The sequence below is a fragment of the Nonlabens sp. YIK11 genome, assembly GCF_001413925.1.
Taxonomy (GTDB): domain Bacteria; phylum Bacteroidota; class Bacteroidia; order Flavobacteriales; family Flavobacteriaceae; genus Nonlabens.
Genome location: NZ_LBMJ01000001.1, coordinates 2,940,009 through 2,952,111 on the forward strand (window position 1 = coordinate 2,940,009; position 12,103 = coordinate 2,952,111).

The 12,103-nt window shown below is 41.7% G+C and carries 11 protein-coding genes; 5 read left to right on the plus strand and 6 right to left on the minus strand.

From position 1 onward, the window contains the following. Positions 1-20: 20 nt before the first annotated feature. Positions 21-2,237 carry a bifunctional alpha,alpha-trehalose-phosphate synthase (UDP-forming)/trehalose-phosphatase gene (locus AAU57_RS13380; protein ID WP_055413393.1) on the minus strand — a complete coding sequence of 739 codons (2,217 nt, stop codon included), beginning with the start codon at positions 2,235-2,237 and terminating at the stop codon, positions 21-23. Positions 2,238-2,332: 95 nt separating this feature from the next. Between AAU57_RS13380 and AAU57_RS13385 the strand changes: the two genes are divergently transcribed. Both AAU57_RS13385 and AAU57_RS13390 read left to right on the plus strand, forming a co-directional pair. After that, on the plus strand, positions 2,333-4,111 hold the full coding sequence (locus AAU57_RS13385; protein WP_055413394.1) for a glycoside hydrolase family 15 protein: 1,779 nt from the start codon (positions 2,333-2,335) through the stop codon (positions 4,109-4,111). Between the two features lie 128 nt (positions 4,112-4,239). Continuing rightward, positions 4,240-4,773: a hypothetical protein gene (locus AAU57_RS13390; protein ID WP_156340186.1), complete on the plus strand. Its 534-nt coding sequence runs from the start codon at positions 4,240-4,242 to the stop codon at positions 4,771-4,773. A gap of 6 nt (positions 4,774-4,779) precedes the next feature. Here AAU57_RS13390 and AAU57_RS13395 read toward each other — a convergent pair whose 3' ends face one another. Together AAU57_RS13395 and AAU57_RS13400 are read right to left on the minus strand one after the other, a co-directional pair. After that, positions 4,780-5,400 (minus strand): LysE family translocator, encoded by a 621-nt coding sequence (locus AAU57_RS13395; RefSeq protein ID WP_055413396.1) that lies wholly within the window; start codon positions 5,398-5,400, stop codon positions 4,780-4,782. Positions 5,401-5,574: 174 nt separating this feature from the next. Next, on the minus strand, positions 5,575-6,687 hold the full coding sequence (locus AAU57_RS13400; protein WP_055413397.1) for a quinone-dependent dihydroorotate dehydrogenase: 1,113 nt from the start codon (positions 6,685-6,687) through the stop codon (positions 5,575-5,577). A gap of 75 nt (positions 6,688-6,762) precedes the next feature. Between AAU57_RS13400 and lpdA the strand changes: the two genes are divergently transcribed. Beyond that, a complete protein-coding gene (gene lpdA / locus AAU57_RS13405) occupies positions 6,763-8,154 on the plus strand; it encodes a dihydrolipoyl dehydrogenase (RefSeq protein ID WP_055413398.1) in 1,392 nt (463 codons plus the stop codon). 312 nt (positions 8,155-8,466) lie between these two features. On the opposite strand, the gene AAU57_RS13410 is transcribed toward lpdA, so the two are convergent. After that, complete coding sequence (locus AAU57_RS13410) at positions 8,467-9,348, minus strand: hypothetical protein (RefSeq protein WP_055413399.1); 882 nt, start codon at positions 9,346-9,348, stop codon at positions 8,467-8,469. Between the two features lie 45 nt (positions 9,349-9,393). Between AAU57_RS13410 and AAU57_RS13415 the strand changes: the two genes are divergently transcribed. After that, on the plus strand, positions 9,394-9,747 hold the full coding sequence (locus AAU57_RS13415) for an NINE protein (RefSeq protein WP_055413400.1): 354 nt from the start codon (positions 9,394-9,396) through the stop codon (positions 9,745-9,747). A 72-nt stretch (positions 9,748-9,819) separates the two neighbouring features. Here the strand turns inward: AAU57_RS13415 and aroQ are convergent, their stop codons facing one another. After that, positions 9,820-10,251: a type II 3-dehydroquinate dehydratase gene (gene aroQ, locus AAU57_RS13420; protein WP_055413785.1), complete on the minus strand. Its 432-nt coding sequence runs from the start codon at positions 10,249-10,251 to the stop codon at positions 9,820-9,822. A 94-nt stretch (positions 10,252-10,345) separates the two neighbouring features. Then, positions 10,346-10,954 carry a porin family protein gene (locus AAU57_RS13425; RefSeq protein WP_055413401.1) on the minus strand — a complete coding sequence of 203 codons (609 nt, stop codon included), beginning with the start codon at positions 10,952-10,954 and terminating at the stop codon, positions 10,346-10,348. Between the two features lie 201 nt (positions 10,955-11,155). Here AAU57_RS13425 and xerD point away from each other — a divergent pair, with 201 nt between their 5' ends. Beyond that, entirely contained in the window at positions 11,156-12,058 is a 903-nt protein-coding gene (xerD, locus tag AAU57_RS13430) for a site-specific tyrosine recombinase XerD (RefSeq protein ID WP_055413402.1), read from the plus strand. The last annotated feature ends 45 nt before the right edge of the window (positions 12,059-12,103 follow it).

Below are 12,103 nucleotides of genomic sequence, written 5' to 3' on the forward strand. Positions count from 1 at the left end.
TTTACCGCAGATTATTATCATTATGATGATGCTTGCCTAAATTTAGTCAACACCTTGCGCACATGGTCTGTATCATCTACGTAATAACGGGCAGCCGTGCTGGCGACACCTACTTTAACGGTTACGGCATCTTCTGGCAGGTCTTGGAACATGAACTCGTCGGTCCAGTCATCGCCTATACAAAAGATGAAATCATAGTTTTTATTAAGAATGTGGTTATTGGACGCCTTGCCCTTATGCACATTGCTGCTCTTGATCTCGATAACTTTGTTACCGGACAGCACACTAAGACCATGATTGCTGGTCAGCTCTCTTATCACGTTAGATAAATCGTTTGCCCGCTGCTCACCTAGTTCTGGATCTGCCTTGCGATAATGCCATGCCAGCGAGTAGTTTTTTTCTTCTATAAAAGTTCCTGGCGTGCGATCCACATAATTTTGCATCACAGGCTGAATGGTAGGTACCCAATCATTGTTCATGGTTTCTGTCAATTCCCAATCCTTACCGTAGTATTTTTTAAGTACGCCATGTTCTGCAATCAAGGTTACTGGTACATCCTTGAACCATTCTCCTAGCGTGACGGAATCACGACCGCTTATCACCACGACTTCATTCTTTTCATTGGATTGTAGATCTTCAACCATTTCAAGCAACGCTTGATCTGGTTTTGCATCTCCTGGATTATTGACAAAGCCTCTCAAGGTACCGTCATAATCCAAGAAGAAAATACGCTTGTTGGCTTTTTTGAACCGTTCTAGAATTTCCGTTTCTTGTTTCTCGTTAAGAAAGGTCGCTTTAGCAACGGACTGTGTACTCTTCACGGAATCCAATTTGGTCATAAAATCGCTAGCCCATTTTTCTACATTATAGCGTTCCAGTCGCTTTTGCATGAATTTGTTGCGCTTTTTCTGCTCTTCTTCTGGCATTTCAAGCGCGTCTTTGATCGTGTCTGCAATTAGGTTGATATCGTTTGGATTGATGAGCAACGCCTCATTCATCTCTTTAGAGGCACCAGCCATTTCTGACAAAATAAGCACACCTGTACGATCGATGCGCGTGGCGATGTATTCCTTGGCCACCAGATTCATTCCGTCACGTATAGGCGTGATAAGAGCCACGTCACAAGAGGTGTACAAATCAATTAAATTATTAAACGGCATGGACCTGTAGAAATACCATACTGGTGTCCAACTCACGGTTGAGAACTTCCCATTGATGCGTCCTACCAGCTCGTCGATTTCTTTTTTAAGTACTTGGTATTGGGGAACGTTGGAACGGCTGGGAACCGCCAGCATCACGAGCCTTACCTTTTCTGTATAATCAGGATATTTCTCCAGGAAGTGTTCAAAAGCCCTAAGCCTGTTTGCAATTCCCTTGGTATAATCCAGTCTATCAATGGACAGAATCATTTTGGCATCTGGAGTGGCCGTTGCATGGAGGTCTAGGCGACGCTGTAGTTCACTTTGCGTCTTGTCTGTTTGTTCGTAGTTCGCTTTCGCGAAAGCGTGAAACTTCTCATAATCGATTCCCATAGGGAAACTGTCTACCTTGATGTGACGGTCCTTATAAGTAATCTCATTAAAACTTACCTCGTGCCCCAAGATCCTGCTTACTGAGCTCAAAAAGTGGCGTTCATAATCATAGGTATGAAAGCCCAACAAGTCTGCGCCCAAAAGTCCCTTCAAGATCTGGTCACGCCATGGCAGTGTCCTGAAAACCTCATAAGATGGAAATGGTATGTGCAAAAAGAATCCTATGGACACGTCTGGCCGCTTTTCCTTGATCAATTGTGGCAGTAACATCAACTGGTAATCATGTACCCAGACGTTGTCACCTTCTTCCAGATTTTCCAGAACAACATCGGCAAACTTTTGATTGACGCTTTTATAGATTTCCCAGTTTTCGCTATCAAATTCTGCATATTCCATAAAATAGTGATAGAGTGGCCAGATGGTACGGTTACTAAAACCGTAGTAAAAACCATCCATATCTGACTGTGTCAACTCTACTGCAGCACATTGTTGGTTTTGAACTGCTTTTTCAATATCACTTTCCAGCTCTTGTGGCGTTTCTTCTACCGTGAGTCCTGTCCAACCTATCCATAAGCCGTTGCTGTCTCGATGTACCGACTTAAGGCCTGTGGCCAGCCCGCCAACGCTGGGTTCTGAACTTACCTTGCCATCTTCAATAGAGAGTTGCAAGGGTAATCTGTTGGATACGATGATAGTTTTGCTCATAAACTGAACTGATTTTATGTGGATGGTTCTTTAATCCTTAAATTTCGGGTTTTCATTTTGAAATCTGGAACAGATTTTAATTAAGATAACATTTTATGGAGAACCTGAATTACGGAATTATTGGAAATTGTAAGAGTGCGGCACTGGTATCTCAAACAGGATCCATCGACTGGTGTTGCCTGCCCATTTTTGATAGTGCCTCTGTTTTTGCCAAAATTCTAGACGATGAAAAAGGTGGTAGTCTTTCTTTTAAAGTAGCTGACGATTATACCATCGAGCAGGAATATTTATGGCAAACCAATATCTTGAGTACGACCTTTGACAATGGTACAGACGCCTTTCAAGTCATTGATTTTATGCCTAGGTATCCACATCAGGATGGTAGTTTCTATTCACCACCAGATATTGTACGATTTATAAGGCTGATCAAGGGAACACCGCAGTTTCAAGTTCAGTACGACCCTAAATTGAAATACGCCCTAGGCAAAACGGAAACCGAAGAAGAAGGAGAATACATCCATAGCAAAACCACAGAAGGTGAATATGAATCTGTCTTTCTATACAGCGATCTAAAACTTCAAGATATTATTGATCAAAACACGATCACTCTAGATTCCAATGCCTTCTTACTGCTGTCTTACCATGAAAAACTAACGGCTCAAACGCTGGATCGCGCCTATTTAAAGTTTCAACGTACCAAAACCTACTGGATGAACTGGAGCGAGCGTACGACTCGCTATCCTTTATACCAAGAAGAGATTGTACGCAGCGCACTAACGCTTAAAGCACTAACTTTTGAGAAGACAGGTGCCGTGCTCGCAGCAGCGACCACCAGTTTACCAGAAACCATTGGTGAGGTAAGAAACTGGGATTACCGTTTTTGCTGGATACGTGATGCCTCAATGGTCATACGCGTTATAGCTGGATTGGGACACATGAAATCTGCCCGCAAGTTCCTTCAGTTTATCGTCAACACCATACCAGAAAAAGACGAAAAGATACAGATCATGTACGGTATCAACGGCGAGAAAGACCTGACCGAAGAATTTCTGGACCATCTTTCTGGCTACAAAGACTCGAGTCCAGTTCGTATTGGAAATGCTGCCTACATCCAGAAACAAAATGACATCTATGGCATCCTCATGGAAGTTATCTACCAGCAGTTTGTTCAATTTGAGACAAGTCTGGAGAATAGCGAGGAACTGTGGACCATCATCAAAAGTGTGACCTCTATTGTCAATCAGCACTGGCAAGAGCCAGACAAAGGCATCTGGGAATTGCGTACTGAAGATCGCCATTTTGTATTCTCAAAACTGTTGTGCTGGGTAGCGATGGATCGCGCGATCAAAATAAGCGAGATTTTGGGACGCGTCAAATACTTGAAAGAATGGCGACAGTTGCGCAGCGAGATCCACGACGACATCTATAACAATGGATGGAATGAAGAAGTGCAAGCCTACACGCAATCCTATGGCTCTAAAGACCTGGACGCTTCCACATTACTCATGCAGCAATATGGTTTTATACAGGCAGATGACCCAAGATTTATAAGCACCGTTCAGGCTACCGAAAAAGAATTATGCAACGATGGTTTGATGTATAGGTATAAGAATAATGATGATTTTGGAGAGCCCAGCTCCAGCTTTACGATTTGTACGTTTTGGTTGATCGACAGCCTGCATAAAATAGGTGAAACCGAAAAAGCTAGAGCATACTTTGACCAATTGCTTTCTTACAGCAATCATTTGGGATTATTTAGTGAGGATATTGATTTCAAGACCAAGAGACTATTGGGGAACTTCCCGCAGGCATACTCGCATCTGGCGTTGATTGAGACGGCGATTAATTTTAGTAAAGAATTTACAAAAGCTTGATATGAGTTCGCTTTCGCGAAAGCAGAATCACAAGAATTATTGTGTAAGAATCCCGCTTGTGAAAACCTAAAGATTATCTATAATCTCTTTATTCAATAAATTTGTAAAAAACCAATAAAGTAATTTGCATGAAATCATTCCTAATATGTGTGCTGCTAATGGCCACGTTTATCGTTAATGCCCAGGATGAATCTGGAACCGTTTACTTGAAAGACGGAACGGTAAAAAGCGGTCTTGTAAAATCAAGGTTTTTCGGTGGGTTTAAATTTAAATCCAATGAATCTGCTGAGGCTATTGATTACAAAGCGAGCGAAGTGTCCGGTGTAGATGTGGATGGCAAACGTTACCGCTCCATCACCATAGAAGATGGCAAGGAAATCAATTTATTACTTTGGGTAGAAGAAGGAAAAAAGAATCTTTACCTAAGAAGCACAACGATTACTACGGCATCGATGAATGGAATTCCGTCTTTTACGACCGTGATAACTTATTATTTGGAAGAAGGGAACAAAGTCACAAAATTAGGGAGAAGGCTAAAAAAGAAAGAATACTCCTTATTTGAAGACTGTCCGGCACTGATACAGAAAATAAAAAGTAAGGATATTAAAAGAACGGATATGGAAGGAATTGTTCGTTACTACAATCAGCAGTGTGGCGATTGATCCACTCTAATCTATAACAAATATCACCACCGCAATACCTACAAAAACAATAATCTGAGTCCACTTCATCGCTGGACCAAACCAGCTGGAAGATCGTATAAATCGAGCCACGCTGCCACCTAAAAAGGCGATCAGGTAAAAAGTAATCAGCGATACCAGCATAAAGATTCCGCCCAAAATATAGATCTGTATCCATTCTTCCATAGCGCCAGGAACTACAAACTGTGGCAGCAAAGCCAAGAAGAATAAAGTCACTTTGGGATTCAACAAATTCATGGTGATGCCTACTCGGTATAGCTTCCACCAGCTTTGATGGTTTGTAGTGTTCTCTTCTAAATGAATAGACCCATCCGATTGATAGACTTTGTAGGCCAAGAACAGCAAATAGATCGCTCCGAAGATTTTAATAAGCAACAACAGCCATTCATTATCCCGCAAAATCACTGCAAATCCTAATGCAACTAATGACGTGTGGAAGATGCAGCCTGTAATTAAACCACTGGCTACGGCAATGCCATACCTAGCGCCTCGAGCGACAGATTGTGTGAGGACGAAAATATTGTCGGGTCCTGGCGAGATGGCCAGCAGGAAAGCCGCGAGGGAAAAGGCGATGCAGGATTCAAGCATTGAGTTATATTTCTGAGAGAAGCTGAAACGAATTCAGCATGATGGCGATTTTTGTCACCTTGAATTATTTAATGGTCTGACGGAGTTTGTTTTATGGTTGCAATTCTAATTTAAAATAATCATTTAACCTGCAGATCTGAAGATGCTGAATCGAGTTCAGCATGACCGTAATTTTTAAAGGCCTTGTTTCAAAATCTCTCTGTTAATATCACGTACCAACGCCGGTCCTTCATAAACAAAACCCGTGTACAACTGTACCAGACTGGCGCCTGCTTTAAATTTATCGATCGCATCTTGTGCCGTCATGATACCGCCTACTCCTATAATAGGAAAAGCGCCTTTACTTTTTTGATGTAGGAATGAAATCACCTCAGTCGCGCGATTGCTAAGTGGTGCGCCGCTCAAGCCGCCAGCTTCTTTTTGTAGGTTGAAGTCACTTTTTAGGTCCTTTCGCTCGATTGTTGTGTTTGTGGCAATCACGCCATCGATATTGGTATCTTCAACAATCCCGATAATGTCCATCAATTGATCATCGGTCAGATCTGGAGCTATTTTGAGGAGAATCGGCTTGCGAGTTGGTTTTGCATTGTTTAAATCTTGCAAGGTTTGCAAAATGTGCGTGAGCGGCTTGCGGTCTTGCAACTCGCGCAATCCAGGCGTGTTGGGCGAACTCACATTGACCGTAAAATAGTCCACGTGATCAAACAACTTATTGAAACAAATAATGTAGTCGTCCACCGCATTTTCATTGGGTGTGACTTTATTTTTTCCAATGTTGCCACCTATCAGGATATGGCTTTGACTTCGGTGGCTTCGACTTCGCTCAGCCACCGAAGTCGAAGCCTCCAGATGCTGGTCACTGAGCGGAGTCGAAGTGACCGAGTTTTGCTTCAACCGCTCTACAGCAGCATCTACGCCACCATTATTGAATCCCATTCGGTTGACGATGGCTGCATCGTCCTTAAGTCTAAATAATCGTTGTTTGGGGTTTCCTTCTTGGGGTTTTGGCGTGAGCGTTCCTATTTCTATGAATCCAAAACCAAGGTTGGAAAACTCTGCAAATGCTTTGGCATCCTTATCAAATCCCGCAGCCATTCCTACAGGATTCTCAAACTCGAGGCCAAATAGATTTCTTTTTAATGCAGGATGTTGAAGTTTGTATCGCTTTCGCGAAAGCGAACTAAAACCAGGCACCTTGCTCAATAATTTGATCGCCTTAAATGAAAAGTGGTGCACACCTTCTGGATCGAAGCGAAATAATAGCGGTCGTATGACGGATTTGTACATGGGAAATGGGTTGGTCAAAAATACAATCGTTAGCCGTTTATTCTATATTTTTACGTCTCTTAAAAATGGATAGATATGAGTAAATATGATGTAATCGTTTTGGGTAGTGGTCCTGGAGGCTATGTGACTGCCATTCGCGCTTCCCAACTGGGAATGAAAGTAGCGATCGTAGAGAAAGAAAGTCTAGGTGGTGTGTGTTTGAACTGGGGTTGTATTCCTACCAAAGCGCTTATAAAAAGTGCCGATGTTTTTAATTACTTAAACCATGCCGAGGATTACGGATTGAAAGTCTCTGGCGCCGATAAAGATTTTAGTGCGGTTGTAAAACGTTCTCGTGATGTAGCTGAAGGTATGAGCAAAGGCGTGCAGTTCTTGATGAAGAAGAACAAGATCGACGTCATCATGGGCTATGGAACGCTTAAAAAAGGAAAGAAAATTGAAGTAAAGGCAGAAGATGGTTCTACATCCACTGTAGAAGCTAATCATATCATTATCGCCACTGGTGCAAAATCCAGAACCTTGCCTTCCTTGCCGCAAGATGGCAAGAAAGTCATAGGTTATCGCGAGGCGATGACGCTGGAAAGCCAGCCTAAGAAAATGATCATCGTAGGTTCTGGCGCCATAGGCGTTGAGTTTGCGTATTTCTACAACTCCATGGGAACTGAGGTGACTATTGTAGAATATCTAGATCGTATCGTTCCTGTAGAAGATGTTGATGTATCCAAGCAAATGGAGCGCAGCTTCAAGAAAACAGGTATCAATATCATGACCTCTAGTGAGGTAACGGGCGTCGACACGAGCGGCGATGGCGTAAAAGCTACCGTTAAAACCAAAAAAGGAGAAGAAATTCTTGAAGCAGATATTGTTTTAAGTGCCGTTGGTATTGAAACCAACATTAAAAATATAGGACTTGAAGAAGTAGGAATCTCTACAGATCGTGGTAAAGTATTAGTCAACGATTGGTACCAAACGAATATCCCAGGTTATTATGCCATAGGTGACATCACTGCTGGTCCAGCACTGGCTCACGTTGCAAGTGCCGAAGGTATTTTGTGTGTAGAGAAAATCGCTGACATGCACGTGGAGCCATTGGATTACGGAAACATCCCAGGATGTACCTACTCTACTCCAGAGATTGCCAGTGTAGGTTTAACGGAGGCACAAGCTAAGGAAGCTGGATATGATATCAAGGTTGGTAAATTCCCATTTAGTGCATCAGGTAAAGCAAGTGCTTCTGGAGCCAAGGATGGTTTTGTAAAAGTGATCTTTGATGCCAAGTATGGTGAATGGTTAGGCTGTCACATGATAGGTGCTGGTGTTACTGACATGATTGCCGAGGCCGTCCTAGGTCGTAAACTAGAAACTACCGGTCACGAAGTGCTTAAAGCAGTACATCCACACCCAACGATGAGTGAAGCGGTGATGGAAGCCGTAGCAGATGCATATGGTGAGGTGATCCACTTGTAGCATTGAGCTTTTAGTAATTAGTAGTTAGTACTAAGACTAAAACGTTGATAATTCAAAACGCCCAGATCCTTGCGGATTCTGGGCGTTTTTTTGGTTTGACGATTGTCACCCTGAATTTATTTCAGGGTCTTATCAATGTTTTGAGTTCAGGCTTTTTGAGTTCAGATGCAATTAACCTAAGGCGAGTGAACTCCAAATTGACAAGATGCTGAAACGTTTTCAGCATGACAGTTTAATAAGGAGCTTGCGAAGCGCGAAAAAAGAGATTCACATGATTCTACTCATCTTTTACAGCTTCCAACTGCCACTACCCTATCTCAAATCCTTTTTATAGAAAACCACTTTGACTTGTTCACCTACCTTAAAGCTGGACAGCATACTTATTTCTTTACCGTTACCGTCAGTAATTCTTATTTGGGCGGTATTGGGTGGATCGGTTCCTTCAGACAGCGCTTTAAGAGTTAAAGTGTTGATCTCTTTATTGAACGTGAGTGGTATTTTAGTTTTCGCCTTGAGCGGTGCATAACTTTCTTTGACCACATTTCCATTCAACATAATGGACATGGCATCGCCATCGACCTTACCGGGATCCCAAATCTCCAGATAGGCGATTTTTGATTCCCAAAAAACATTGAGTGTCTCGCCACCTTTTAGACCTTGGCGCTCACTGGAGTTTAAGAACTTGCTGTTTGCGATGCGTTGTTTGATACTGTCTGGTACCTTATCCATCTTTTCAACGCGACTGGTAATTTTTTCGGTTTTGCGAACAAATTTTTCTTCGCCTTGCATAATCAACCTGCCGTCGATACAGGGTTGAAGATCGTTATAGTAGCTCTTGAAGTTTCCCTCTAGTGTTGCTCTACCTTTAAGATTGCGCAGGTTTCCTGTAAAATAGACAAAACAGAAATCCAATTCTTTGATAGGTGATTTTGTGTAAACGATGTCCACCTCGCGAAATTCAATTTTGTTCTCCTTTGAGTTGTATCGACCTACAATAGTATTTTGCGATTCATGAGGACCATTTAAATCTGTATAGGAAAATCCTTTGAGGATTCCATCCTTTTCTACTAATTCCAACTTGTAGGAAATAAAAGTGCTGTCCTGCAAGGCCAGCAAGCCTACATAATCAATATTTTGCTGCCCTAAAGCCGATAGAAACGTTAGAGAAATTACAAAGAAGAAAAGCTGTCGCATTCAAAAAACTATATTTGGTAAAGATAACTAACAAAACTATCGCTTATGAAATTCAAACTTACTCTTGCCTTGATGAGCATTTTCATGCTTGTAGGCTCTTACAGCTACGCATCTTTTCCAGTAGAGCGTCAAACAGTAACCACTGTAAACGCTACCACTAATGTAGAAGAAACAGAAACAGTACTAAGTTCACCAGCTGCCGTGGACTGGTCAGAAGATCAAACTATCGCTTTTGTTCTTTGGATCATTCCTATCACAGGATTTTTAGCTGGTCACCGTTGGTTCTTAGGTAGTCCATGGTATTGGAACCTTGCCTTTATCCTAACTGGTGGATTCTTCCTAGTAGGATGGATTATTGATGGTATCGATATTATAACAGGAAGATATCCTGGTCTATAATTAGACCTCATAAAATGATAAAACCCGTCTCGGTATCCATCGGGACGGGTTTTTTATTGGGGTCAAATTAATTTACTGATTCCTAAGGTTTGCAAAGGATTGAATCGCCAATTTATAGCCATCAAGGCCAAAACCAGAAACAACTCCAGCCGCATTCTTTGAAATGTAGGAAATGTGCCTGATCTGCTCACGGTCCATGACATTTGAAATATGGATCTCTACCACAGGTGTTTCTATGGATGATACCGCATCTGCCAGTGCTAGTGAGGTATGCGTATAAGCTCCAGGATTTAGGACAATACCATCGTAGTCTTCATCCTGCGCCTCATGTAATCTATTGATCAACTCACCTTCTACATTGGATTGGTAGCTGGCCAGTTCAATTTCCTTAAAATGAAACTGGAGATCTGCAAAGTATTGATCAAACGTCACAGATCCATAAATCTCTGGCTGGCGCTTGCCCAGCAGGTTGAGATTAGGACCATTGATGATGAGTATTTTCATGATGGAAAGATATTGGTAATTACGCTTTCGCGAAAGCGAAAACAAAAAAAGCAGCTCAAAAGAGCTGCTTTCTATTTTCATGATTTATTGCTGACTAGAACTTGTATCCTAGGTTGATAGAAAATACTTGATTAGTGATATCATCATCTAAAGTACTATCATCCTCATAAATGTTAGAAACACCTACCATGTATCTACCGCCTAAAGATAGACCTTCTAAAACCGTTCCCTCTCTAAACTTGTAAGTTAAACCACCACCAACACTTAAGTCAATAGATTCGGCATCATAATCTGTCGTAGTTCCCGTTAGCACACCATCAGTTATCTCTGACTCATCTTTGACAACAAAACCTATTTGTGGACCAGCATCAATAGAGAAACCAGAACCACCTAAGTAGAACTTAGCTAAAACTGGAACATTGATATAATCTAATTTTAAAGTAACATCTTGTCCAAACGCATTGACTCCTTCTGCTCCTTGTTGAGAGTAAATAGCTCCTACTAAAAGACCAAAACTTGGACCGAATTCATACTCTCCAGTAATACCTACATTGATACCATTACGAGCATCGACATCTTCTACGTCGTCACCTTGAAGGTTTGCGATATTGTATCCTACTTGTACACCAAAATCAATTTCCTGTGCCTGAGCAAAGCCTATGGATCCTAATGCGATTACTGCAATTGCTAATACTTTTTTCATGTTAGTTTGTTTAAAGTTTATGGTACAATATTATTTCGTTCCTTAAACGTAATATCATAACGAATTATCAAATTATAGAGCCAATTGTTAAAGAATCAACAAAAAATAGACTTTTTAAAGGTACTTATTCATAATCAGCAGTTTAGGATTCTTCGTATCGTGTAGCACGAGATCAAAGCAATAATTACCGACCTTTAACCCATGAACTGGGAAAAGCACATCCACGATTTTAAATTGTATCTCAAGCTAGAACGTGGCTTATCCAATAACACGATTAAAGCCTATGTTAGAGACCTTAATAAGCTTGCACATTGGGTGACAGATCAAGAGCTATTAAAAAGTCCTATAACTCTAGACACTAAGGATGTCAAGGATTATATACATCACATCGCTGGTGAAGTAAAGCCTACCACTCAAGCCAGAACCATAAGCAGTCTCAAAGGCTTTTTCAATTATCTACAAATGGAAGATTACCGTATGGATAATCCCACTGAAGTTATTGAAACACCACGAACAGGCCGGCGATTGCCTGACACCTTAAGCGTTCAGGAAATAGACCGTTTGATCAATGCGATCGATCGATCCACGCCACATGGTGAGCGCAACCGTGCTATTTTAGAAACGCTCTATGCATGTGGTTTGCGCGTTTCAGAACTTACTGCTTTGAAGATAAGCGATCTGTATTTTGAAGAAGGCGTCATACTGGTTACCGGTAAAGGCGATAAGCAACGCTACGTTCCCATAGGCGACGCAACCATTTCTATAATTAACGACTATATCGAGCTCATACGCAGTCATGTGCCAGTGCAACCTCAACATACAGACACTTTGTTTCTCAATCGGCGTGGTAACGGCCTGACAAGGGCGATGATTTTCACGATTATTAAGGACCTTAAGATAATCGCCGGAATCAAGAAAAAGATAAGTCCACATACCTTTAGGCATTCTTTTGCGACACATTTGTTGGAAAACGGTGCAGACTTAAGGTCCATACAGGCCATGCTGGGCCACGAGAGCATCACCACCACAGAGATTTACGTCCATGTGAATCGCACCTATTTAAAGGAAGTATTGGAAAAATTCCATCCGCGAGCTAGTTATTAAAGTTGTGTCAAAGTAAGGCAGTTGTTTTGAGTTCGCTTTCGCGAA